The sequence below is a fragment of the Streptomyces sp. NPDC001502 genome, assembly GCF_042894785.1.
GTDB lineage: Bacteria > Actinomycetota > Actinomycetes > Streptomycetales > Streptomycetaceae > Streptomyces > Streptomyces kutzneri.
The window spans coordinates 360,150-383,737 of record NZ_JBIAVW010000005.1; the positions used below are offsets into that span (position 1 = coordinate 360,150).

The 23,588-nt window shown below is 73.3% G+C and carries 17 protein-coding genes; 6 read left to right on the top strand and 11 right to left on the bottom strand.

Features of this window, described 5'->3' with window-relative positions; genetic code table 11:
* The first annotated feature begins 13 nt into the window (after positions 1 to 13).
* The gene (locus tag ACFY0D_RS11245) at positions 14 to 1,789 is read left to right on the top strand and encodes a SulP family inorganic anion transporter (protein WP_390798069.1); all 1,776 of its coding nucleotides are present in this window, start codon (positions 14 to 16) and stop codon (positions 1,787 to 1,789) included.
* Positions 1,790 to 1,863: 74 nt separating this feature from the next.
* The gene (locus ACFY0D_RS11250; protein ID WP_390798070.1) at positions 1,864 to 3,543 is read left to right on the top strand and encodes an alpha/beta hydrolase; all 1,680 of its coding nucleotides are present in this window, start codon (positions 1,864 to 1,866) and stop codon (positions 3,541 to 3,543) included.
* Between the two features lie 17 nt (positions 3,544 to 3,560).
* On the opposite strand, the gene ACFY0D_RS11255 is transcribed toward ACFY0D_RS11250, so the two are convergent.
* The 11 genes from ACFY0D_RS11255 to ACFY0D_RS11305 form a co-directional block, all read right to left on the bottom strand.
* The gene (locus ACFY0D_RS11255; protein ID WP_390798071.1) at positions 3,561 to 4,307 is read right to left on the bottom strand and encodes a CPBP family intramembrane glutamic endopeptidase; all 747 of its coding nucleotides are present in this window, start codon (positions 4,305 to 4,307) and stop codon (positions 3,561 to 3,563) included.
* A 93-nt stretch (positions 4,308 to 4,400) separates the two neighbouring features.
* A complete protein-coding gene (locus ACFY0D_RS11260; RefSeq protein WP_390798072.1) occupies positions 4,401 to 4,910 on the bottom strand; it encodes a nucleoside deaminase in 510 nt (169 codons plus the stop codon).
* Positions 4,911 to 5,566: 656 nt separating this feature from the next.
* On the bottom strand, positions 5,567 to 6,550 hold the full coding sequence (locus ACFY0D_RS11265; RefSeq protein ID WP_390798073.1) for a hypothetical protein: 984 nt from the start codon (positions 6,548 to 6,550) through the stop codon (positions 5,567 to 5,569).
* Positions 6,550 to 8,553 carry a ferritin-like domain-containing protein gene (locus ACFY0D_RS11270; RefSeq protein ID WP_390798074.1) on the bottom strand — a complete coding sequence of 668 codons (2,004 nt, stop codon included), beginning with the start codon at positions 8,551 to 8,553 and terminating at the stop codon, positions 6,550 to 6,552. The genes ACFY0D_RS11265 and ACFY0D_RS11270 overlap by 1 nt, the downstream gene beginning before the upstream one ends.
* A 37-nt stretch (positions 8,554 to 8,590) precedes the next feature.
* The gene (locus ACFY0D_RS11275; protein ID WP_390798075.1) at positions 8,591 to 10,051 is read right to left on the bottom strand and encodes a radical SAM protein; all 1,461 of its coding nucleotides are present in this window, start codon (positions 10,049 to 10,051) and stop codon (positions 8,591 to 8,593) included.
* Positions 10,048 to 11,460: a hypothetical protein gene (locus tag ACFY0D_RS11280; protein ID WP_390798076.1), complete on the bottom strand. Its 1,413-nt coding sequence runs from the start codon at positions 11,458 to 11,460 to the stop codon at positions 10,048 to 10,050. Before ACFY0D_RS11280 ends, ACFY0D_RS11275 begins: the two co-directional genes overlap by 4 nt.
* Positions 11,461 to 11,534: 74 nt before the next feature.
* Positions 11,535 to 12,764 carry a Dyp-type peroxidase gene (locus ACFY0D_RS11285; RefSeq protein WP_390798077.1) on the bottom strand — a complete coding sequence of 410 codons (1,230 nt, stop codon included), beginning with the start codon at positions 12,762 to 12,764 and terminating at the stop codon, positions 11,535 to 11,537.
* Positions 12,761 to 14,017, bottom strand: a complete 1,257-nt coding sequence (locus tag ACFY0D_RS11290) for a hypothetical protein (RefSeq protein ID WP_390798078.1) — start codon at positions 14,015 to 14,017, stop codon at positions 12,761 to 12,763. The genes ACFY0D_RS11285 and ACFY0D_RS11290 overlap by 4 nt, the downstream gene beginning before the upstream one ends.
* A 144-nt stretch (positions 14,018 to 14,161) precedes the next feature.
* Entirely contained in the window at positions 14,162 to 15,358 is a 1,197-nt protein-coding gene (locus ACFY0D_RS11295; protein WP_390798079.1) for an NAD(P)/FAD-dependent oxidoreductase, read from the bottom strand.
* The gene (locus tag ACFY0D_RS11300; RefSeq protein WP_390798080.1) at positions 15,355 to 16,779 is read right to left on the bottom strand and encodes an FAD-dependent oxidoreductase; all 1,425 of its coding nucleotides are present in this window, start codon (positions 16,777 to 16,779) and stop codon (positions 15,355 to 15,357) included. Before ACFY0D_RS11300 ends, ACFY0D_RS11295 begins: the two co-directional genes overlap by 4 nt.
* Positions 16,776 to 18,215 carry an FGGY family carbohydrate kinase gene (locus ACFY0D_RS11305; protein ID WP_390798081.1) on the bottom strand — a complete coding sequence of 480 codons (1,440 nt, stop codon included), beginning with the start codon at positions 18,213 to 18,215 and terminating at the stop codon, positions 16,776 to 16,778. Before ACFY0D_RS11305 ends, ACFY0D_RS11300 begins: the two co-directional genes overlap by 4 nt.
* 403 nt (positions 18,216 to 18,618) lie before the next feature.
* Between ACFY0D_RS11305 and ACFY0D_RS11310 the strand changes: the two genes are divergently transcribed.
* The 4 genes from ACFY0D_RS11310 to ACFY0D_RS11325 all read left to right on the top strand — a co-directional run bounded on the left by ACFY0D_RS11310 (position 18,619) and on the right by ACFY0D_RS11325 (position 23,527).
* On the top strand, positions 18,619 to 19,599 hold the full coding sequence (locus ACFY0D_RS11310) for a hypothetical protein (RefSeq protein ID WP_390798082.1): 981 nt from the start codon (positions 18,619 to 18,621) through the stop codon (positions 19,597 to 19,599).
* 224 nt (positions 19,600 to 19,823) lie between these two features.
* Positions 19,824 to 21,248, top strand: a complete 1,425-nt coding sequence (locus ACFY0D_RS11315) for an amino acid permease (protein WP_390798178.1) — start codon at positions 19,824 to 19,826, stop codon at positions 21,246 to 21,248.
* Positions 21,249 to 21,421: 173 nt separating this feature from the next.
* Positions 21,422 to 22,609, top strand: coding sequence for a D-alanyl-D-alanine carboxypeptidase family protein (locus ACFY0D_RS11320; RefSeq protein WP_390798083.1), 1,188 nt, complete (start codon positions 21,422 to 21,424; stop codon positions 22,607 to 22,609).
* 120 nt (positions 22,610 to 22,729) lie between these two features.
* Entirely contained in the window at positions 22,730 to 23,527 is a 798-nt protein-coding gene (locus tag ACFY0D_RS11325; protein ID WP_390798084.1) for a VOC family protein, read from the top strand.
* Positions 23,528 to 23,588: the final 61 nt, after the last annotated feature.

Genomic DNA, 23,588 nt, shown 5'->3' on the forward strand with positions numbered 1-23,588 from the left:
GGAAGGCCGTTCCGTGACCACCCGGCACGACGGCCACGGGGAGCTCTCCCGCTTCCGGGCGGTTCCCGGGATCCGCGCGGTGACGTCCTACCGGCGCGAGTGGCTGCCCAAGGACCTGGTCGCGGGAGTCGTCCTGACCACGCTGCTGGTGCCGCAGGGCATGGCCTACGCCGAGCTGGCGGGCCTGCCGGCCATCACCGGCCTGTACACGACGATCCTCTGCATGCTCGGGTACGCGGTGTTCGGGCCGTCCCGGATCCTGGTGCTGGGCCCGGACTCCTCGCTGGGTCCGATGATCGCCGCCACCGTGCTGCCCCTGGTGGCGGCCGACGGGGATCCCGAACGGGCCGTCGCGCTCGCGTCGATGCTCGCGGTCATGGTGGCGGCCATCATGATCCTGGCCTCGGTGGCGAAGCTCGGCTTCGTCGCCGACCTGATCTCCAAACCGACGATGATCGGCTACATGAACGGCCTGGCCCTGACCATCCTCATCGGCCAGCTCCCCAAGCTGCTCGGCTTCAAGGTCGAGGCGGACAACCTGATCGGCGAGTGTGCCGGCCTCGTGCGGGAGATCGCCGGCGGGGCGGTGGTACCGGCCGCCGCCGCCGTGGGCCTCGGGGGGATCGCCCTGATCCTGGTCCTGCAGCGCTTCCTGCCGAAGGTTCCCGCGGTGCTCGTGATGGTGGTCCTGGCGATCGCCGCGGCCGCCGTCTTCGACCTGGACGAGCACGGCGTGGGCCTGGTCGGGGTACTGCCCGAGGGCTTCCCGCCGTTCACCGTCCCCGAGGTGGGGCTTTCCGACCTCGCGCCGCTGCTCGGCGGTGCGCTGGGCATCGCCCTGGTGTCACTGGCCGACACGATCTCCAACGCCTCCGCCTTCGCGGCCCGCACCGGCCAGGAGGTCCGCGGCAACCAGGAGATGGCGGGCGTCGGTGCGGCCAACCTGGCGGCCGCCTTCTTCCAGGGCTTCCCCGTCAGCAGCAGCGGCTCCCGGACGGCGGTGGCGGAGCGGGCGGGGGCCCGGAGCCAGCTCACCGGGGTCGTCGGGGCCGCGCTCATCGTCCTCATGCTCGTGGTGGCCCCGGGCCTGTTCCGCGACCTCCCCCAGCCGGCCCTCGCGGCCGTGGTCATCACCGCGTCACTGTCCCTCGCGGACATCCCGGGGGCCGTCCGGCTCTGGCAGCAGCGCCGGACGGAGTTCCTGCTCTGCTTCGCGGCCTTCGCCGGCGTGGCCCTGCTCGGCGTGCTGCCCGGCATCGCCATCGCCGTGGCCCTGTCCGTCCTCAACGTCTTCCGGCGCGTTTGGTGGCCGTACGCAACCGTGCTGGGGCGGGTCCGGGGCCTGGAGGGCTACCACGACATCCGCTCGTACCCGCACGCCGAACACCTGCCGGGCCTGGTGATCTACCGGTTCGACGCCCCGCTCATCTTCGCCAACGCCAAGACCTTCCGGGACGAGGTCAGGCGGCTGGCCGGCGCGGATCCGCGGCCGAACTGGATCGTCGTCGCGGCGGAGCCGATGACGGACGTGGACACCACCGCCGCCGACATGCTGGAGGAGCTCGACGAGGCGCTCAACGCGGACGGTGTGCACCTCGTGTTCGCCGAGCTGAAGGACCCGGTGCGACGGAAGATCGAGCGGTACGAACTCACCCGGACCATCGACCCCCGGCACTTCTTCCCCACCGTGGAGGCCGCGGTCGCCGCCTTCCGGCTGCGCACCGGAGCGCAGTGGTCCCCGCCGGGCCCCGACGGGGCCGCCGGTCCCCCGCCTGCCGGCCCGAAATGACGGCCCGGAATGACGGCCCACGCCCCGGATGGCACGGCCGACGCGGCGAGGGCACCATGGCCGTGGAGGACGCCATGAACCAGGACCCGCCGGAACCTCCCGCACAGGACGAACCGGTACGCGAACACCGCCGGTGGCCCCGCCTGACGCTGCCCGGCTGCTGGGGCGCGCTCCTCCTGGCCTGTCTGTCCTTCACCCCGTCACTGCTCCCCCGTGGCGGCGTACTCCAGGGCCTGGTCTGCGGCATCAGCGCGGCCATCGGCTACGGACTGGGCGTGGTCACCGCCTACGTGTGGCGCGCCTTCGCCGACCGGGAGGCGCGCAGCCCCTCGCGCCGGTCGTGGCTCGTCCTGATCGCCTGCGCGGTCGTGCTCTTCGGCGTCTCGTTCGGGCTCGGCCAGTACTGGCAGCACGAGATCCGTCTGCTCATGGGGGTCACCGACTACAACGTCCTGTTCACCGTCGCCTGCCCCTTCGTCGCCGCCCTCGTCTTCCTGCTCCTGCTCCTGACCGGGCGGGGGCTGCGGGCCCTGTACCACCGGGCCGCCGACCTGCTCGGGCGCTGGATCGGCAGGCGCGCGGCGCGGGTGGTGGGCTGGCTCCTGGTGGCGGGTCTGGCGTGGGCCGCGTTCTCCGGGCTGCTGCTGAACGGCTTCGTGAACGCGTCCAACGAGGCCTTCTCGCTGCGTGACACTGAAACCCCGGAAGGCGTGCACCAGCCCACGTCGGCGCTGCGCTCGGGCGGGCCCGGCTCGCTGGTGCCGTGGGACTCACTGGGCCGGGAGGGCCGGGCGTTCGCCGACGGAGGACCCTCGGCCCAGGAGATCGGCGCGTTCACCCACCGTACGGCGCAGGAGCCCATCCGCGCCTACGCCGGGCTGGAGACCTCCGACGACACGGAGACCCGGGCGGCCCGGGCGGTCGCGGACCTCGAACGGGCGGGCGGCTTCGCACGCGAGAACCTGCTCGTGATGACCACCACGGGCAGCGGCTGGGTCGATCCCGCCGCTGTGGACTCGTTCGAGTACCTGGGCAACGGTGACGCGGCCAGCGTGGCGATCCAGTACTCGTACCTGCCGTCGTGGATGTCGTACCTGGTGGACCAGTCGAAGGCGCGCGCGGCCGGCCGCGACCTCTTCGACGCGGTCTACGACAAATGGTCCAAGCTGCCCCAGGACCAGCGCCCGCGCCTGTTCGTGGCGGGTGAGAGCCTGGGGTCGTTCGGCGGTGAGACGGCCTTCAGCGGGGAGGCCGACCTGCGCAACCGCACGGCCGGCACCGTGTTCGCCGGTCCGCCCAACTTCAACACGCTGTTCCGCGAGTTCAGCGACCACCGCGACGCGGGCAGTCCCGAGATCGAACCCGTCTACCGGGAGGGGCGGACCGTCCGGTTCACCGACGACCCGGCCACCGGGAACCCTCCGGCGGACCGGCCGTGGGAGGGCCCGCGGGTGCTCTACCTCATGCACCCGTCCGACCCGATCGTCTGGTGGAGCCCGAGCCTGGCGCTCACCGAGCCCGACTGGATCGGGGAGCGGCCCGGCTCGGACGTGCTCGAATCCATGGTCTGGATTCCGTTCGTGACCTTCTGGCAGGTCACCGCCGACCTGCCGTTCTCGACCGGCGTGCCGGACGGCCACGGCCACACGTACAAGGCCGCGTACGTCGACGCCTGGAACGATGTCATGCGGCCCGGCGGATTCACCGCGCAGGACCTGAACGAGCTGAAGGACATCGTCTCGCCGCAGCACTGAGCCCCCCGCGCCGCCGGTCAGCGCAGCAGGTACCCGGCGAGGTAGCCGAAGGCGTTGACCGCCCAGTGCAGGCCCATGGGAGCCAGGAGGCTGCCGCTGCGGCGGCGCAGTTCGCAGAACAGGACGCCGGCCGCCGCCGTGAACAGCACGGCCCCCAGCACCGCCAGCACGGCCCCGAGCCCGGAGTCGCCGACGACCGAGTTCACGGCCGGTTTCGCGGTCGCCAGGTGCAGCGACGGCACCACGTGCCACAGCCCGAACAGCAGACTCGACACGGCGGTCGCCCAGACCGCCCCGCGGACGCGGTCCACGAGGCCGTAGAGCACGCCGCGGAAGGCGGTCTCCTCCACCAGGACCGTGCCGACGGGCACCAGCACGAACACGCGGAGCATCACCTCGCCGCCGTCCATCGCCTCGTACCGCCGGTCCTCGAACAGCCCCCTGGTGGCCGGCAGCAGGGCCCCGGCCAGGTAGACGACGCCGACCAGTCCGATCAGGACGAGCGCCCAACGGGCGCCGCGGGCCAGCGTGCCCCGGGCCAGACCCGCGTCCGCGAGGGTTCCGCCGGCCCAGCGGAGCACACCGAGGAGCAGGCCGCTGACCACGACGGCCGTCACCAGGCCCCACAGGCCCGTCCAGCGGTGCAGGGCCAGGTTGGCGGCGACCAGGACGGCCACCGTGACTCCCACGGCCGGCCGGGTACCGATGCGTCGCGGGAACCGAGGGAGTCGGCGCCCGGCGTCATCGGCGGTGCTGCGGGGCATGCGAACCCACCTCGGTCATGACGACAGGTCAGTCGCGTTCATCTTGCACGCTCGGTCGTCGGCAACGGGGCAGCGCCGCCGCGACCCGCTGCCTCAGTAGTCGATGCGGTCGGTCTTGGCCACCCACGCGTCGAACGGCGCCCTGCGGTGGGGCAGGTCCAGGTGCTCGATCGCCAACGGCCACTTCGATGCGGGCTGCTTTTCGAACAGGTCGTAGAACTTGCGGTCGTCGAAACCGGCCACCGCGGCGTCGTGCCGGTCGGCGGAGAAGACGATCCGGTCGACCCGCGCCCACAGCGCCGAGGAAAGGCACATCGGACACGGTTCGCACGAGGTCACCAGGACGCAGCCTTCGAGCGAGAAGGTGTCCAGCTCCTTGCAGGCGGCACGGATCGCGGTCACCTCGGCGTGGGCCGTCGGGTCCAGGGTGGAGGTGACCTGGTTGTTGCCGATGGCCACGATCTCGCCGCCCTTGGCGACCAGGGCGCCGAACGGCCCGCCGCCGTTCGCCACGCTGTTCGTGGCCAGTCTGATCGCCTCGTCCAGCCAGGTGCGCTTGAGGTCCTGGATGTTCGCTTCTCGGGTGTGCGCGGTCACGGTCACTCCTTGGGAGACGGTGGGGGATTTCCCTGGTGTTCTGCCCGTGCGGGACATGGACCAGGGGCGACAGGTGGGTCTCGCGGGTGCCGCTCCGGGCCCGGTGTCCGGGGATCGGCGCGGTCGGCGGTACCCGCGGGAGATCGCTACGGCCGGACGCCGGCGATGTGCTCCGGTGCGACCGGGGTGCGGGTCGGGACGGTGACGCCTGGATCGAGCCAGGCCATGGCGAGCAGCCGGACGGACAACGTCTCGCTCAAGGCTCCCTCTCCCCCGCTTCGTTGCATCGTTGCATCGTGTGTGAAGGAGTACACAGGCAACCGAGCGGAGTCAGGCAGGGGCGGAAGACATGAAAACGTATGCTGGCTGAAACCTACTCTTCGTGCAGATCTACAAAACCCCTCACCAGAGCGTGACATGACCTCTGGTCAGTATTCCGGCGGACCACCCCGGAAGCGAACCTTCCTGATGAGCGCGGCAGTTGACACGGGGAGCCCGGGCGGTCACCCGAGGCCGGCCGCGACGACATCGGCGGAGCCGGCCACATTCGCCCAGGTGAGGCTGTCGTCACCCGGCCGGACAGCCAGTGCAGGGTAGAGCGTGGATCGGTACGGGCGCCGGGCATTGCGCAGAACCCGGCGCCGAACGGTCGGCTCCCCCGCTCAGCGGCAGGCGTCGATCTCGTGATGCCATGCGGGGGACGGGAAGGCCTGCGGATAGAGCCGGGCGCACGTGGCCAGGTGGGCGCGGAAGGCCGTGCGCAGTCGGCCCGCGTAGTGGGCGCACAGGGCCTGCGGGGACGTTCCGGTGGCCGCGGCGTGGATGACCGCCGTGGCGAGGACGGCCGTCCGCAGGGCCTGGGCCGTGCCGGTGCCGCTGAGCGGGTCGTAGCGGATGGCGCCCGCACCGACCAGGAGCCGCCCGGGGGCGTGCGGGGTCGGGGCGGTCGCCGGGGCGCGGTGGAGGCGGGGGGCGGCCGGCAGCGAGACGGCGGCGGCCGGTGCCCGCAGGAGCCGGGGGGCCAGGGCGGAAGCGGCGAGCAGGCGGCCCAGCAGGTTCCCGGGGTGGGCGGCGGGACCCGGGATCATGGCCTGGAGCAGGGCGCTCCCGTCACCCAGTGGAGTGAGGTGGAGCCAGGCGAGTTCGGTGCAGGCGAGGCGGGCGGTGGTGTCGTCCTGGCCGGGTGCGAGGGCCGCTTCACCGGCCAGCAGCCGACGGCGGCCGGCCGTCCACCGGTCGTCGGGGTGGGAGGCGGCCGTGACCGTCCAGTGCGGTACGCCGCCTCCCCCGGGTTCCCCGGTGACGGCGTCCGGATGGTGTGCGGCGAGGCGGTCGAGCAGCCGGGCCGCGAGCTGGGCCCCGTCCAGCACCACGGCCGGCGCTCCGATGCGGGGGGCGGCCGGACCTGCGCCCCAGCGGGCCCGCCGGTGGGTCAGTTCATGGGTGGTGAGGCCCAGTTCGGCCGGGCCGGCGATGCCCCACAGGGAGCGGAGCAGGGCCAGGGTGGATTCGCCCAGCAGGAGCGGGCGCCGGCCCCCGTCCGGGCGCGGCCGGAGCCGGACCCGGTGGCCCCGTGCGGCGAGGAGCCAGGCGCAGGTGACTTCGGCCAGCCCGGAACCGGCGATCTCGACGTCGGCCCGGCTCATCACAAGCCGAAGGCTGCGATCAAGGCGTCGGTGTCGGCCTGATGACGGTTCATCATGGCGCGCACCCCGTCGACGGCGAGGGCGTTGATGCTCTGCCGTACCGCTCCGGAGGCCCGTGCGGCGGCCAGGGCAGCCTGGCCGTCGGCGGGTTCCGGGCCGGGCACCCGTGCGGGCACCGACGCGGAAGTCGGAGCGGACGCGGACGCGACCGCCTCCTCGCCGGCGGGTACGGGCGCCGCGGGGAGCTTGGTGAAGCGGGGTGCGACGCCGCGTGACGCGAGGAGGTGGTTGAGCTCGTGGAGGTTGAACATCGTCCGGCGGGCCTGTTCGATCAGCACCCCGCCCGCCGTGTCGCCCCGTTTCAGCGTGGCCTCCAAGGCGCCCAGCAGCATGGTGTAGTTCAGCGCCGACAGTTCGACCAGCTGGACGTCCAGCGGAGTGCCCGGATCGGTGCTCAGTGGCCGGAGGTAGTCGTCGGGGGAGAGCTCCGCGAGATGCGCCTTGACGGCGGTGAAGCGGCGGTAGTGGTCGTTGCCCTCGTCGATGATGAGCTTGATGAGGTGCGCCAGCCGGTCCGCCTCCGGGAAGAGTTCCGGGCAGCGGACGATGGTCTCGTGCAGCTTGACGTACATCCCGTCGATGCCCTGCGGGTCGGCGGTCACCGCGCTGGGGCGCTCCACGGCGATGAACCAGTCCAGTTGTTCGGGCGTGAGCGGCTTCAGCTCGAAGCACCGGCCCGTCTGGAGCTGGATCACGGTGCCGGGCCGGGGCGGTTCGAGGCGCAGCGGCCGGCCGAGGGTGCCGAGCATCTCGTTGACCCATCTCAGGTGGCGCATCTCGTCCACCGCGACGGAGAACACCTCCGCCGCGGCCGCGTAGGTCTTCCGGGTGCGCGCCCCCTCGGGCGTGGCGGGGTCGTGCACGGCCGGGTCGAAGACGGGCGGGGCGTTCAGGGAGTAGTGGGCATAGAGGTATTCGAGGCAGAGCGCGTGCTCGACGCCGGCGAGGCGTTCCAGCTCCCGGATCACCCTCGCGCGCGTCATCGGCTGGAGGCCGGACCAGTCCGGCAGTTCCATGCTGTCGTCCTCGCGGCCGTTGAGGACGACGGGGAGCACGTTCCAGTTCGCGATGAGGGCGGGGTGGTCGAGCTCCTTGGCGCCCCGTCCCCGGATCGTGGGGATGTCGGGCTCGGGCGGGTTGGTGGTGCGGTCGCGGCGCTGGAAGTTGAGGTTGCGGTGCACGCCGTCGGAGCTGGTGGAGATGTCCGGCTTGGAGGCGGCCCAGTAGTAGCAGCCGCATTCGCGGAAGTCGTACTGCCAGGGCGCACAGAGACTCCGGGTGAGGTCGCCGGCCTGGTACACGTCGGGGTCGATGACCCCGTCCGGGTCGAGGTAGCGGGCCCGGTCGGCGACCAGGATCGCCCATTCCAGTACACCGTCCGCGTCGCGCTGCACCTCGCTCCGGTCGTCCGTCCGGCGGCGGTTGAGGCCGCCGTCCGGTACCCAGAACGCCCCCGGGGAGGTGCTGCCCGGGGTGCGGCCGAGGACGATGGCCACCCGGCCCGGGAGCAGGTCGTGCACCCGGCGCCACAGTTCCAGGCCGGTCCGCTCGGTCGCGTGGAACACGGGCGCGTCCTGCTCCTCCTGGTCCACGGTGGTGCGCCCGCAGACGGCCCACAGGTAGAGCGGCCGCGGGTCCTGCGGCGTTCCCGTGTCCAGGTCGGCTTCGGTGATGCCCTGGTCGGCGGCGACTGCGCCGGTGACGGCCAGCACCCGTGATCCGCTCGCGTGGTGGAAGTCGACCGTCAGGCCGGGGAAGAACGCCTTCTCCAGGTTGCGCTGGTCGAATTCCAGGCCGGGGAAGCAGTTGTCGACACCGCTCTCCGGGCGGGAGCCGGACGGGTTGCCGCGGACCACGTGGTCGGCCCGCGCGGTGAGGTTGCGGGGGAAGATCTTCCCCTCGGGTACGGGGAGGTCGACGCTGCCGGGAGTGGGGTCGTTCATGGCGGTTCCTTCGGGCCGGACGGGACGGGGGCGCGGGTCAGCGGGCCAGGGCGGCCGGATCGCCCGGGAGGTCGGATGCGCTCGGATGACGGAAGAACTCCGGTGCGGCCTGCGAGAGTTCGACGTAGGAGCGCAGGCAGAAGGCCAGCCAGCCGCGGATGTAGTCGCAGCCGGTCCGGCCGCGCCGGGTGACCTCGTGGTAGCAGCCGCCGCCGCACAGGTAGCGGGCCCAGCAGGACCGGCAGGGCTCGGCCCGGTCCACGTGGCGGGCCGCCAGGTGGGCCGCTCTGGCCCCCTGGTCGGGTCCCTGGGTCAGCGAGCCCATGGCGAAGGCCGGGTCGTCGACCAGCCGGTGGCAGGCGTAGAGACCGCCCTCGGCGGAGGCACTGAGGTATCCGGCTCCGGCGCCGCAGGGGTACGGGCGATGGCCGCCCGTGTGCAGTTCGTACATCGCCGTCTGGAAGTTGCCGAAGGGGTACGGGCGGCCCGCCGTCAGCTCGCGCAGCGCCGCTTCGCCGCACTCGACCATCTGTTCAAGGAATCCGGTGAAGGCGTCGGGGCCGATCTCGTACGCGGCGTCCGGGGCGCTCACCACCGCGGCGAAGCCGACCTCGTCGAAGCCGAGGCCGATGCCGTGCTCCAGGATGGCGAGCAGCCGCCCGGTGTACGGGGTGACGCTCACCCGGGCCGAGAGATGGCGCGGCCTTCCGTGCCGCTCCAGCACGTCCAGCCCGGCCCGCAGCCGGTCGTACGCGCTGCCCCCGCCCGGGGCCCGGCGCAGTGCGTCGTGGCCGGCCCGGTCGCCGTCCAGGCTGACGGCGACGGTGAACGGGTGGGCGGCGAACAGTTCGGCGTCCGCGGGCCGGACCGTGGTGAGGTTGGTGGTGAGCGCGAAGCGGACGGCGTGCCCGGTGGCGGCTCCGGCCCGGGTCGCGTACGTGACGACCTCGTGCACCAGGTCGCGGGCGAGCAGGGGTTCACCACCCATGAATCCGACCACTACCGCGGCCCCCGGCGCGGCCTCCGCGAGGAGCCGGTCGACGGCGGCGAACGCGGTCTCGCGGGGCATGGCCCGGGCGGAGCCGCCGAACCTGCCCTCGTCGGCGTAGCAGTGGCCGCAGCTGAGGTTGCAGGCCTGCATCACGTTGAGCGACAGGGAGGACAGGGGTGGTACGGCGGCCGGGGTGCCGTCGATCCGCGGGGCCGGCAGGTCCGCCCCGCCCCAGAGCGGCAGGCCCAGCCCGGCTGCGAGGGCGGCGTCCTGGGCCGGGTCGTGGGCGGCGGCCGTCCACCGCTCCAGGCGGTCCGCGGTCTTCTCCGGGAGGTCGTAGATCCGGCTGCCGTCGGCGACGAAGAGGTGGGCTCCGTGCGCGCTGCGGAACACCCTGGTTTCGGCGGCCAGGCCGAGCGGCCCGCCCCCGGCAGCCGTTCCCGGATCCGCTTCGGCCTGCGGTTCCCGTTCCGGCGGCCGTCGGCCGATCTGCAGCAGTACGCTCATGTCCCCTCCTCGACCCGTTCGCGCAGCGATCCGACCCAGGCCACCAGAAGGTCGTACTGGCGGCGGGTCAGGTGCATCGGGAAGGCGTCGGATCCCCGCACCGCCACCGGCATCCGGCGGTCGTACCAGACGTCTTCGGACCCCGGCTCCCTGATGGCCCGTTCGATGAGTCCGGGCTGCTCGCGGAACATGTCCTCCAGGGCCTCCAGCGCGACGAAGCGGCGGTGCCGGCGGCGGCCGCGTTCGGTGAGCGCGAGGATCACCCCGAGCAGGGGTTCGGGCGGGCTGAAGGTGCGGGCCCGGGCCGGGCCGGTGGGCAGGCCGAGGTCCTCGGCCGTGCTCTCGTTCTCCAGCGTCGCCCGCTCGTTCTGCGCGTCGACGTTGACGGCGTCCATGGCCTCCAGCACCCGTTCGAACAGGTCGCGCACCTCCAGTGCGGTCAGTTGGGGGTGCTTGGCGATGTAGTCGGGGTCGCGGACGTCCCCGCGCTTGACCCGGTCCGCCAGGCCGTCGGCCAGGGAGGTGAAGGGTCTGCGGTCGGGCGCGAAATCGGGCGGGGTGACGACGATCCGCGCGCGGGCCGACAGGCCGCCCGGCAGGGTGACGGCGACCAGCCCGTCGCACACGTCGTCGACCAGTCCGAGGCTCGTCTCCCCGTCCTCCTCCCGTGAGCCGGCGAACAGCCCCCCGGGAACCGTCCGCGGATCGTCCTCGCCGGTGAACTCACACCATCGCGCGTCCGGAGAGAGGAACAGGTGCTCGGCCGGCAGGACGAACCGCCGGGAGCGCGCCGGAAGGTTCGTGGGGCCGTACACCGCTCCGGTGGCGGGTGTGAAACGCAGCCGGAGTTCGGGAAACCGGTCGTCGGGCCTGGGTACCTGGACGGACCCGAGCGGTACGTGCCGCCCGGCCGGCACCAGCGGCCGGTCGGCCCCCTGCGGCGATCGCCCCTCCAGCGGCTTGCGCCGGTGGTCGTCACCGGCAAGCTCCACACCGGCCTCGATCCGGTCGCCCGGCGAGAGGGTGCAGTGGTGCGCTTTCAGATTGGCGACCTCCACCTTCCAGCGCACGTCGGCGAGTTCCGTGCCGGCGGCGGCCAGCACATCGGTGGTGATCCGGCCGGTGTGCCGCTCCCCGTCGGCCGTCCACGTACCGTGCACCTCGAAGAAGGGGCAGAGCGGACGGAAGCCGTCGGCGTCCTTGAACCGGACGCGGTCCCCCTCGGGCTCCCGCTCCGTCAAGGTCCCGTCCTCGGCGACGTCGAGGGAGGGCCGGGGCTCGACGACGGTCTTGCCGGTGCCGCCCGGCGTCAGGTCGCTCATTCCCCACCGGTAGTTGTCACAGGGCACGGGGGACGGGCCCAGCCGGGCGAAGGCGAGCGGTGGATGGAGCCAGATCTGTTCGATCACTGTGAGTCTCCGTTTCCTTCCAGGAGTCCGGGGATCCGACGAGTCCGGGGAGTCCGGTCAGCGGGGGCGGCTGTTCAGCCGAATACCTCGGCCCCCGGGTAGGGAGCCCCGTCCCGTACGGGCGGAACCAGATACGTGCCTGCCGCCCGTACCGTCAGCAGCCGCCCGGCCGGTCCGTCCGGACCGGGCTGCCCGCCGAAGTTGACGCCGCCCAGCCAGCCTCGCTGGGTGAGGATGCGCAGCACCCGTTCGGGGCTGTCCTGGAAGCCGACGAAGTTCAGCCCGGCCCGGAAGCCGGGCGCGGCCGCGACCGGTTCGAAGAACTCGTACCCCTGGCGGAACACCCGCAGCGAGCCGCTCTGGTCGGGGTCGGCGGTGGCGGTCAGATTGGCCCGCCGCACATGGGCGGCGAGCAGCACCGGATCGGCGGTGGGCCGTGGCTCCAGGAAGTCCTCGTTTCCCGGCTGCGTCACCTCGGTGGTCCCGGCCACCGGACAGCCCGCGGCCGGTACGGGCCTCCCGTCGCCGTCACGGCCGGTGAGCGGGGCTCCGGTGAGCTTGTCCCGGCCGACGAGGAACTCCTGCTCCGCGCGCGGCAGGAGGTGCCACTGGTCGAGGTCGACGGCGAGGCGGGCGAAGACCAGACAGGTACCGCCGATCGTCCAGGGGTCCGGGCCCGCGTCGGCCGCTGCGATGCTGATGACCCGTTCCCGGTCGGCGCTGTCCAGGTTGGACACGCCGTCGTGGAAGCCGATCCAGCTGCGCCGGTCGTCGCGCTGGAATCCGGTGTGGATGCCCGCGATCTCCAGCGTGGCCGTCCGTGTGTCGCCGGTGCGCGCGCCGCGCAGCAGCTTCCACAGCTCCACCACGGCACGCGAGACCGCGAGCTGGGTGTCGGCGGTGAGCTGCAGGCAGAACTCCTCCGTGGCGTCGTTGCGGGTGACGTCCGCCGCGTAGGACAGGCCCCCGCCGACCAGCAGCGGTCCGCCGCCGGTGGGGCGGGGCGAGCGGAACCGCAGGCGCGGGCCGAGTGCGGCCGGGCACGGGAGTTTCGCGTCGGCGATGTCGAAGGCCTTCGGGCCGAGGCCGAGCAGGAACTCCAGGCCGGCGCTCGGCACCGGGTGGCCCGGCAGTTCCGGTACGACGCCGTCGGCGAGCCCGCGCAGCATGGTGGTCACCTCGCGCAGCGCGCCGTCGACGGCGGTGGCGCCGGCCTCCGGGTCGGCCCGCAGGAACACGAGAGCCAGATGGCCGGGCGGGCGCCGGCCGGGCCCGTGGTAGATCCCGTCCTGGAGGACGCTCATCTCCCACCCCGGGGGCCGGCGCCCACGGGTCCGGGCAGCAGGGCCTCGGCGTCGAAGGCTTCCTTCAGCGGCCCCACCGTGTCGGTGCACACGCTCGCGTCCCGGCAGCGGATGGGTCCGGGCGAGTCGGCGAGGACCACGAAGTCGGCGGGCGGTACGGGCGCCGGTGCGCCGAGCGCGACCACCGGGCCCACCTGGACCTGGCGTACGACCTGGTAGCCGCCGGTCAGGGGCTCCTCCGCGTCGCCCTCCACCACGGTGATGTCGTCGAGGAAGTGCGGGTCGTCGTCCGGCGGGCCGAATTCGAGCCGCTGGTGCAGTCCTTGCCGGCCGCGCCCCAGCCGGATCCACGGGGCCGGGACGGGGCCGCCCTCGAAGAGGAAGACCTCGGAGGTGAACTGCTGGATGTACATGCCCAGCGGATCGGCGAAGGACACGGTCCGGCCCTGGAAGGCGGCATCCGCCGCGGCCAGTGCGGCGGCCGGGTCGGCATGGCGGCAGGACAGGGCTTCGAGCCCGGGCTGCTGGCGGAAGATCTGGTCCCGTCCGGCGGGTTCGAAGCCGCCCGCGGAATTCCGGCGGGCGTAGGGCTTCGCGCCGAACATCACGATGTAGATCAGGTCGTCCAGCCCGTTGATGGGATGGGCCATGAACAGGGCGTTGACCGCGTTGAGCGAGCCCGCCGGGTCGGCGGGGACTCCGGCGTCGATCAGGTCGGGGTGCAGTCCGTGGCCGGTCAGGTGGCGGGCGAAGGCCACGCGGCGCTGGGCCGGAGCGAGCGGGTTCGGGTCCGCGACGGCGGGTCCGTAGAGTTCCTGCCAGCGGGGCTCGGTGCCGAGCGTCGCGGTGATGATCTCCCGCAGGCGGTCCGGGGCGTGCTCGGCGAGCATCAGGTAGTACTCGGGGAGTTCGGTGGTGACCTGCACCCGCTTGGGGCGCATCCGTCCCTCGATGTCGGCCGCGCTGATGACCGCGTACTCGCAGTACTCGTTGTGCAGGGCGCGTCGGCCGCGTACACCCCAGTCGGACAACGTGCGGGCCGTGGCGGCGTCGAAGCAGAACTCGGGCTCGGCCGGATTGCCGAACCAGGTGACGGCCACCCGCTCGGCGGCCGGATCGTCGGGTTCCAGGGTGAAGTACCTGCTCCCCAGATCAGGCTCCAGGCTCCTGAACTGGCGGTCGATCTCCTTGTTCCAGCGGTCCAGGAGAGCGGGGGTCAGGTCGTCGGCCAGTCCAGGGACGGAAAACGGCACGTCGGTACCTCCTGACGGGGTGTGACCCCGTAGGTGACGTTGTGAGCGACCAAGATCGTGACACAGAGTATCTATCTATGCACGGAACGTAGTCAAGGGCGCGCCTGACCGTCCACCGGGCGCAGGGGGCAGGGGACGTCGCCGTCAGCCGATGCCCAGCACGACCGGACCGCCCGCCCGGTCGACGCGGTCCGTCCACCCCGGCGGCAGCCTCAGCGACCGCGACGGCGCCATCCGGACCGGGAACCGCCGTCGCCACAGCAGCCGGCCGTCCTGGGCGGCCGTCAACACCGGGGCGGTCAGCGGCTCCCCCGACCGCAGCAGCAGCGGCCGCCCCGCGATGTCCGTGAGCCGGTTGGGCGCCACCCACAGCAGCGGGGCCCGGACGACCAGCGGTGGACCGGGCTCCGGCCACGGCGCGCCCGAGAGGCGGGCGAGGACGGAGGCCGCCGCGGCGGCGCCCTCGGCGGCCGCGGTGGCGGCGCGTTCGACGCCGTGGAGGGCGTTGCCGACCGCGAAGACCCCCGGCACCGGCGTACGGAACGACGCGTCCACGCAAGGACCGCGGGTGCCGGGGTCCACGGCGATGCCGCCGCGGCGCGCCAGCTCGTGGTCGGGAATCCAGTCGCCGGTGAAGACCACCGTGTCGCACGCGAGGACCCCGCGGCGGCCGTCCGCGTGGCGCACGGCCACGCCCGACAGGCGGCCCCGGCCGCGCAGTTCACCCACCGTCGTGGCCGTGAGCAGCGGGATTCCTGGCACGGCGACGCCGTGGGAGCGCTCCGTGACCACGGCCACCACCTCCGCTCCCGCCCGGCGCAGGGTGCGTACGGCGTGCCGGGCCACCGGCTCGGCGCCCACCACGACGGCCCGCCGGCCGATGTCCTGGCCGTACAGGTGGACCGACTGCTGCAGCTCCCCGGTGGTCAGCACGCCCGCCGGCCGGGACCCCGGCACCAGCCGGGCGCTGCGGGGGCGCTCGCGCGCGCCGGTGGCGAGGACGACGGCCCGGGCCGTGATCCGCTCCAGGCCCGCCGGGCTCGTGGTCTCCAGGGTCAGCGGGCCGGCCCAGCCGGTGGCGCTGACACCGGTACGGACCGTCGCCCCGGCCGCCGTCGCCGCCCGCACGGCCCGCCGTGCGTACGCCGGTCCGGTGAGCCAGGGGAGTACGGGCCCCCCGAATCCGCCGTGGTGGCAGTGGCGCGGCACGCCGCCCGCGTCCTGCTCGCGTTCCAGGACCTCGACGTGGCCCGCGTTCGCGCGGGCGAGGCGGGCTGCCAGGGCCAGTCCGGCGGGACCGGCGCCGACGACCAGGACGCCGACCGTGCGGTCGCGGCTCATCTGCGGGCCGCTTCGAACAGCGCGCGGACGGCGGCCCCGCAGTGGAAGCCCTGGCAGCGGCCCGCCCGTGCGCGGGTGCGCCGCCGCAGGCCGTCCGGCGATGCGGGCGGGACGGCCGAGGCGAGCGCGTCGCGGATCTCCCCGCGCGTCACACGCTCGCAGTGGCAGACGATCCGGCCGTACTCCGGATCCCGTGCGATCAGCTCGGCGTCGCGGTAGGGCCGCAGGAACGCCTCGCCCAGGTTCGGCATCCGCACGGGTTCGGGCTCCCGGGCCCCTGCCACCGGCAGGCCGCCGTCGGCGAGCAGTTCCACGACGTGGGCGGCGATCGCCATCGAGGCCGTCAGTCCCGTCGAACGGATCCCGCCCACGGTGACGTACCGCTGCGCGGGGTGGGCCCGGATCGCGTAGTCGTCGTCGCCGGTGGCGGCCCGCAGGCCGGCGTACACGGCGGTGACCTCTTCCTCCAGGAGGGCCGGCAGGATCCGTCGGCCCTTCTCCCGCAGCAGCGCGAGCCCCTCGGCGGTCGATCCGGTGTCCGTCTTGTCGTCCAGGTCCTCGGCGGTCGGGCCGAGCATCACGTTCCCGTACACCGTGGGTGACACCAGTACCCCCTTCCCGAGGGCGCCCGGTACGGGCAGCAGGATGTGCCGTACCAGGCCGCGGGCGAGCTCGTCGAAGACGATCAGCTGGCCGCGCCGGGGCGTCACGGCGAAGTCCGCGTGGCCGAGGAGCCGGTCGATCTCGTCGGCGTACAGGCCGGCCGCGTTGACCAGGTGCCGGGTGCGCAGCGGGCCCCGGCTCGTGGCCAGGGTATGCGCTTCGCCCGAAGTGATCTTCTGCACACGGCAGTTGAGGTGGAGGTCGACGCCTGCGCGGACGGCCTGCGTGGCGTACGCGAGGGTGGTCGTCCACGGGCAGATGATGGACTCCCCCGGCACGTCGAGCGCTCCCAGCACCCCGGGTCCGAGCTCCGGCTCGCGGGCCCGCACCTCCGCGGCCGGGATGATCCGGGCCGAGCCGTAGCCGTTGCGTACGGCCTTCTGCGCGAGGCCCGGCAGTGCGGCCAGCTGTTCCTCGTCCCAGGCGACGAGGAGCGCCCCGAGCGGCTCCACCGGGATGCCGGTGTCGGCGGCGTACGCGGAGAGGAGCCGGTGGCCCTCCCGGACGAGCCGGGACTCAAGGGAGCCGGGCACGGCGTCGAAGCCGGTGTGCAGGATGGCGGTATTGGCCTTCGAAGTGCCGTCACCGACGTCGTCGGCCGCGTCGACCAGGGCGATCCGCAACGGGAGCCGGGCCAGTTCGCGGGCGATCGCCGTGCCCACCACGCCGGCGCCGACGACCGTCACGTCGTACTCCCCGCCGGGCAGGGCGCCGCCGGTGGTCACGGCGCCGCCGGTCGTGGCGGTGGTGACGGTCATGCCGGTGCGTCGCCGAGCAGGGCCGAGACGGCCGCTCGGAAGCGTGCGCGGCGCTCCGTCGCCTCCGCCGCACCGGCCCGCGGCTCGTAGACGGCGGACGGCTTCCACTGCGGGACGGCCTCGGCGACGGTGAGCGAGGGATCGAGCCCGAGGCGGGCGACGGCGCCGACGCCGAGCGCGGTGACGTCCGGCAGCGCCGACACCTCCACGGGGATCCCGAGGAGGTCGGCCTGGGCCTGCATGAGCAGCGCGGACCGGGTCAGCCCGCCGTCGACGCGCAGGGCGGTGAGCGGGGTGCCGAGGTCGGCGGCGACCGCGTCCGCGAGCTCCGCCACCTGGGCGGCGATGCCGTCGCACAGGGCGCGCACCAGATGCCCGGCGGTGGTGTCGAGGCCCAGGCCCGTGACCGAGCCCCGCAGGTCACCCCGCCACCAGGGAGCGGCGAGGCCGGCGAGCGCGGGGACGAAGGTGACGCCGCCGGCGTCCGGGACGCGCCCGCCCACGGTGTCGATGTCGGCGGCGCCGGAGATCACCCCGAGATCGGTGAGCCAGCGCACGGCGGAGGCGGCCGTGTACACCTGCCCGTCCAGGCAGTAGCTGGTCCGGCCGGCGAGCCGCCAGGCCACGCAGCCGACCAGTCCGGAGGTGCTGCGCAGGGGGTGCGGGCCGGTCTGCGCGAGGAGGAACGCGCCTGTGCCGTAGGTGCACTTGGCGGCGCCGGGCTCGGTGACGCTCTGGGCGAGCAGCGCGGCCTGCTGGTCCACGAGCAGTCCCGTCAGCGGCAGTTCGGGACCGAAGGCGGTGGTGGTGCCGACGCGGGTGTCCGCGTCGACGACCTCCGGCAGCCGCTCGCCCGTGAGGCCGAAGGCGTCGAGTGCCGCGTCCGACCAGCGGGTGGCGTCGAGGTCGAGCAGCTGGGTGCGGCCGGCGGTCGCCGCGTCGGTGACGAACGCGCCGGTCAGGCGGTGCACGAGCCAGACGTCGCTGGTCGTCACGACGCCGCGCCGGGTCAGGTGGCGGCGTATCCAGGCCATCTTGGGGGCGGCGAAGTACGGGTCGAGCGGCAGACCTGTCGTCTCACGCAAAAGGGGGGCGTGCGGGGCCAGTTCGGTGCAGAGCTGTTCGGCGCGCCGGTCCTGCCAGACGATCGCGTCGGTCAGCGGCTCCCCGGTCGCGGGGTCCCAGGCCAGAACGGTCTCGCCCTGGTTGGCGAGGCCCACCGCCACCACGGGCTCGCCCGCGGCTGCCAGCGCGGCGCGTCCGGCGACGACGACCGAGTCCAGCAACTCGCCGGGGGCGACCTCGACCCGGCCGCCCGGCAGATGGCGGGGCCGTACGGGGGCGGATCCGGAGCCGATGACCCCGCGTACCGGACAGACGACCAGCGCCTTGGTCCCCGAGGTGCCTTGATCGACAGCGAGCACCGGGCCCGTCATCACCGCTCCGTCCCTGGTGTCGCCTTGATCGGACTTCGGTCGGAAGCCTGCACCGGCCGACGCCGCCCGTCAAGATCCGTCCGGGGCGGCCGCCGGCCACTGACGCGTCCTCATATGCCGATCGTGGCTTGATACTTACGTTCGAACAAGGATCTGGATGCGTATGCTCCTGATCGCCATATAGTGATCGCCGATCAACGGGCAGCGACATCGACCGTGGGTCAACGGCGGGGGTTCGACGAACAGTTCTCGCATGGTTCACGCATCCCTGGCACCGGGCACGGCTGCAACGCGGCAGCCGGCGGCCGGATGGACCCACCTTCCATGCGATCCGAGGACTGATGATCACGACCACCGCAGAACGCGCCCGCCCGGGCCGCCGCCCCTCGACCGGGACGAGGTGATGGCGGGCAGCGATTTCCGGCCCGTCTACCACCCGGCCGGCCACGACAAGGAGCTGCGTTCCGCCTCCCAGGACCTGCGCACCGGCCGTTGGGTCTCCATGGCGCGCTTACTCGAACGCACCGACAACTGGGGGCTGTGGACCCAGCGCACCCAGGTCCTCGCCGCCGTCTCCGCCGGGTCCGACGTGGTCCAGGCCTGGCGGGCCGAGGAACCGGACAGCGTCGCCGCGCTCGTGATGCACACGCGCGTCTGCGTCGAGCGGGCCGTCCGCGCCCACCGCGCCGGACACGCCCGCACCGGCGAGCTGTGGCAGGAGGCCTGGGCGACCTGCCGGGAGGCCGCCCGCATCAGCCCCGCCGACCCCGTGCCCTGGGTGTGCCTGCTCGCCCTCGCCCTCCTCGACGAGCAGCGCCAGATGGCCGAGCACCGGGTCGCGCCGCCCGGCCCCATGCTGCCCACCGGCCCCTGGGGCATCCTCGCGGAGGTCGACAAGCGCGACCCGCACAACCGCGAGGCCTACCACCGCATGCTCCAGTTCGTGTACGCGGGCGCGCCCGGGCCGCTCTCCGAGGCCGCCAACTTCGTCCACTGGGCGGCCGGTTCCGCCCCGCCCGGATCCGCCGTGCACGTCCTGCCGCTCTACGTACGGGTCGAACGCTACCGCCGCGAACGCGGCCAGGAGCGCGCCCTGGACCTGCACTGGGTCGCCGAGGACGCCGTCCGCGACGCCCTGCACGCCCTGGGCACCTGGTTCGACCACGCCGATCTGCCGCACGCCTCCCCGCTCGATCTGAACCAGCTCGCCCATGCCCTGTGGGGAGCCCTGCAGTTCGACGAGGCGGCCCGGGTCTTCGACACGATCGGCCCGTATTGGACCACCCTGCCGTGGGCCCACCGGACCCGCGACCCGGCCGACCGCGCTCTGGCCGAGGAGGTGTTCCTGCAGGCCAGGTCCCGCAGCCTGGCCGGCCGGAACTGACCCCCGCCGCCCTCCCCCACGGCGCCGACCCCTCGCTCCACCCGCACCACCCAGGCCGCACCCGCACCCCCAGGCTCCACCGTCCCCGTGCTTCACAGACCCCCGGAGGTACCGCCGTGTCCAGAACCGATTGGGCAGCCCGCCAGGACCGCAAGGCTCCACCCCAGCAGGACGAGGAACAGCGCCTCAGGGAACTCGGCTACCAGCCCGTCCTCGCCCGCCGGATGGGCGGCTTCGGCAACTTCGCCATCAGCTTCTCCGTCATATCCGTCCTCTCCGGCTGCATGACGCTGTACGGCTTCGGCATGGGCTCCGGCGGCCCGGCCGTGATGCTGTGGGGCTGGGTCGGCGTAGGCCTCTTCGTCCTCTGCGTGGGTCTCGCCCTGGCCGAGGTGACCAGCGCCTACCCCACCTCCGGTGCGCTCTACTACATGGCCGACCGGCTCGGCGGACGCCGCTGGGGCTGGTACACCGGCTGGCTGAACCTGCTCGGCCTGCTCGGCGCCATCGCCGGAATCGACTACGGCGCGGCCCTGTTCACCGGCGCCTTCCTCAACCTCCGCTTCGGGTTCGTGCCCACCCCCGGCTCGACGTTCCTGATCTTCCTGTGCATCCTGCTGCTGCACGCCGCGCTCAACCTCTTCGGGGTCCGCCTCGTCAGCGTGCTCAACTCCATCAGCGTCTGGTGGCACCTGGGCGGCGTCGCCGTGATCGTCGGCGCCCTGGCCTTCATCCCCGACCACCACCAGTCGGCGTCGTTCGTGTTCACCGAGTTCGTCAACGACACCGGATGGGCCAACCCGTTCTACGTGGCGGCGGTCGGCCTGCTGCTCGCCCAGTACACCTTCTCCGGCTACGACGCCTCCGCGCACCTTTCGGAGGAGACCAGGGACGCCTCCGTCTCCGCCGCCAAGGGCATCGTCCGGGCCATCTGGGTCTCCTGGATCGCCGGTTTCGCCCTGCTCGCCGGCCTCACCTTCGCCATCCAGGACTACGCGGCCGTCCAGGGCAGCGCCACCGGCGTCCCGCCCGCCCAGATCTTCATCGACGCGCTGGGCTCCGGCGGCGCCACCGCCCTGCTGCTCGTCGTCATCGTCGCGCAGCTCTTCTGCGGCAACGCCGAGGTCGCGGCCGCGAGCCGGATGGTCTTCGCGTTCAGCCGTGACAACGCGCTCCCCGGCTCCGCCCTGTGGCGCAAGGTCAGCGGCCGGACCCAGACGCCGGTGCCCGCCGTCTGGCTCTCCGTCGTCGTCGCGGGCGTACTGGCCCTCCCCTCGCTGTACTCCGCCACCGCCTACGGAGCCGTGACCGCCATCAACGTCATCGGCATCACCCCGGCCTACGCCATCCCGATCTACCTCCGCCTGCGCGCCGGCGACCGCTTCGAGCCCGGGCCCTGGAACCTGGGCCGCTGGAGCAAGCCGATCGGCTGGATCGCCGTCGTCTGGGTGGCGCTCGTCACCGTCCTCTTCTGCCTGCCCCAGAAATCCCCCGTCACCATCGACTCGATGAACTACGCCGTGATCGCGCTGGCGGTGGTCCTGGTCCTGGCCAGCGTCTGGTGGTACGTCGCCCGCCGCTCGTACGGCACCCCGGCGGCCTACGGCAACGCCCGCGAGCAGGCGGAGATCGCCGAAGACATCGTCTGACCCGGCCCGGCCGCCCCGGCCGGCCGCGCTCGCACCCGGCCTACGGACGGCCGGTCAGCGGCGGCCGGCCGCGCCCGGTCCGGCGAGCTCCTCCGGAAGGACCGGCCTCCGGCCTACCGCCGGTCGGCGTACACGTCGCTGCGCGCGGCCCGATGCATTTCTACGCTGGATGAATGAGCATCAGATCCTCTGGGCGCAGAACCGGCGCGGGCGCCGCAGCTCTGGCCATCGGCGCATCGGTCCTCCTCGCTCCGGCGGCCGTCGGCACCCCGCGGGCCGAGCCGCTGCCGCCGCGACCCGCCTCGGCCGTCGACGCATCGCTGTTGCACCGGTCCGGGACCCATGTGCGGGCGCGGCAGGGGGCGCCCGCGCTACCGGACGACGTGTCCGCCCTGTCATGGCTGGTGGCGGATGCCGGGACGGGTGCGGTGCTCGCGGCCCACGACGCACACCGCCGGCTGCCACCGGCCAGCACCCTCAAGACCCTCTTCGCCCTCACCGCGCTGCCCCACCTGCCCGGCTCGGGCCGGCACACGGTCACCGAGGCCGAGCTGGACGAGGTGCCGGAGGGGAGCAGCACGGTGGGCCTGTCCGCGGATCACACCTACCGGGTGGCCGACCTCTGGCGGGGTGTCTTCCTCAGCTCGGGCAACGACGCCGTGCACGTGCTGGCCGAGATGAACGGCGGCTGGGACGTCACGTCGGCGCAGATGCAGGCCAAGGCGCGTGCCCTGGGCGCGCGGGACACCACCGTCGTCTCCCCGGACGGCTTCGACGCGGACGGCCAGACTTCCTCGGCCTACGATCTTGCGGTCTTCGGCCGTACGGGCCTTGCCGACCCCGCCTTCGCCGATTACGCGGCGACCGCCGACGCCCGCTTCCCCGGCGGCACCCACACCGACGGCAGTCCCACCTGGACGTACGGCATCGAGAACACCAACCGGCTGGTGACCGGTCAGGACGGGCTGGGCCGGTACCCGGGGATCATCGGTGTCAAGAACGGCTACACCTCCCAGGCGGGTTTCACGCTGATCGCGGCCGCCCGCCGGGACGGCCGCACTCTGGTGGCGACGGTGATGAACCCCCAGTGGGGCGGCGCGAACGCCGTGTACGAGGAAGCGCGGTCCCTGCTGGACTGGGGATTCGCCGCGGCGGGACGGGTGGATCCGGTCGGATCGCTCGCCCCTGCGGCGCCGCCGGAGACGCCCGAGGCGCCGCGCACCGTTGCCGCCCGTGCCCTCTCGCCGGACCAGGTCCACGTGGGGACGCCGATGGTCTACGGCTTGTCGGCCGCGTTCCTCGCCGCGGTGGCGGCCCTGGCCGGGGCAGCCGTCGTGCGACGCCGCCGAAGCCTGCCGTGACCCACGGCGCGTCGTACCCGGGATCCGGCGCACCCGAGGCCGGCGGCCGGCGGTCGGCGCGCGAGGGGCAGGGTCCGCTGCCAGGCTGAGGTCGTACAGGACCCGCGAAAGGCAATCCTCATGATCACGACCGACTTCGCACCCGGCTCCCCCTGCTGGCTCGACCTCGGGGTGCCCGACGTCCGCGCGGCCGCGGCCTTCTACGGCACCGTGCTCGGATGGGACTTCGAGTCCATGGGCGAGGGGGAGCCGGGCGAGGGCGGGATGTTCCGGAAGGACGGGAAGGTCGTCGCCGGGCTCGGCAAGCTCACCGAGGAGGGCGCGCGCCCGGCCTGGATGATCTACCACAGCGTCACCGACGCGGACGCGACCACCCAGGCGGTGGAACGCCTGGGAGGCACGGTCCGGGTGGCTCCGAGGGACCTCGACGAGTGGGGCCGGATGGCGCAGTTCAGCGACCCCCTGGGGGGACAGTTCGCCGTCTGGCAGCCGGGAAGGAGTACGGGCGTCGAGCTGGTGGACGAGCCGGGCTCGCTGTGCTGGACCGAGCTGTACACGAGTGACGCCGCGGCCGCGAAGGAGTTCTACGGCGGTGTCTTCGGCTGGCAGTTCGGCGACATGGCGCTGCCCGGCGGCGGGGGTGCGTACGCTCTCATCACTCCCGCCGGGCTCCCCGAGGAGCGGATGCACGGCGGCCTGATGGAGCTGCCCGCGGAGCACCTGGTCCTCGCGCACGGGCGGCCGTACTGGCACCCCGTCTTCGCCGTCGCCGACTGTGATGCGACGGTCGCCGCGGTCACCGGGAACGGCGGCCGTGTGCAGATGGGGCCGCAGGACGCGGAAGGCGTCGGCCGGCTCGCCGTCTGCCTCGACCCGTCGAACGCCGACTTCGTGGTCCTCACGCCGGTCCGCGGCTGAGCCGGGCGACCCGGTTGCGCTCCGCGATCGCAGGCATCGCCCTCGGCCGACGCCGGACGGC

Excerpts from the sequence above, each read along its gene's own strand:
- ACFY0D_RS11250 (WP_390798070.1), top strand. The coding sequence starts at position 1,864 with ATGAACCAGGACCCGCCGGAACCTCCCGCACAGGACGAACCGGTACGC.
- ACFY0D_RS11255 (WP_390798071.1), bottom strand. The coding sequence starts at position 4,307 with ATGCCCCGCAGCACCGCCGATGACGCCGGGCGCCGACTCCCTCGGTTC.
- ACFY0D_RS11265 (WP_390798073.1), bottom strand. The coding sequence starts at position 6,550 with ATGAGCCGGGCCGACGTCGAGATCGCCGGTTCCGGGCTGGCCGAAGTC.
- ACFY0D_RS11270 (WP_390798074.1), bottom strand. The coding sequence starts at position 8,553 with ATGAACGACCCCACTCCCGGCAGCGTCGACCTCCCCGTACCCGAGGGG.
- ACFY0D_RS11275 (WP_390798075.1), bottom strand. The coding sequence starts at position 10,051 with ATGAGCGTACTGCTGCAGATCGGCCGACGGCCGCCGGAACGGGAACCG.
- ACFY0D_RS11285 (WP_390798077.1), bottom strand. The coding sequence starts at position 12,764 with ATGAGCGTCCTCCAGGACGGGATCTACCACGGGCCCGGCCGGCGCCCG.
- ACFY0D_RS11295 (WP_390798079.1), bottom strand. The coding sequence starts at position 15,358 with ATGAGCCGCGACCGCACGGTCGGCGTCCTGGTCGTCGGCGCCGGTCCC.
- ACFY0D_RS11300 (WP_390798080.1), bottom strand. The coding sequence starts at position 16,779 with ATGACCGTCACCACCGCCACGACCGGCGGCGCCGTGACCACCGGCGGC.
- ACFY0D_RS11305 (WP_390798081.1), bottom strand. The coding sequence starts at position 18,215 with ATGACGGGCCCGGTGCTCGCTGTCGATCAAGGCACCTCGGGGACCAAG.
- ACFY0D_RS11310 (WP_390798082.1), top strand. The coding sequence starts at position 18,619 with ATGGCGGGCAGCGATTTCCGGCCCGTCTACCACCCGGCCGGCCACGAC.
- ACFY0D_RS11315 (WP_390798178.1), top strand. The coding sequence starts at position 19,824 with ATGGGCGGCTTCGGCAACTTCGCCATCAGCTTCTCCGTCATATCCGTC.
- ACFY0D_RS11320 (WP_390798083.1), top strand. The coding sequence starts at position 21,422 with ATGAGCATCAGATCCTCTGGGCGCAGAACCGGCGCGGGCGCCGCAGCT.
- ACFY0D_RS11325 (WP_390798084.1), top strand. The coding sequence starts at position 22,730 with ATGATCACGACCGACTTCGCACCCGGCTCCCCCTGCTGGCTCGACCTC.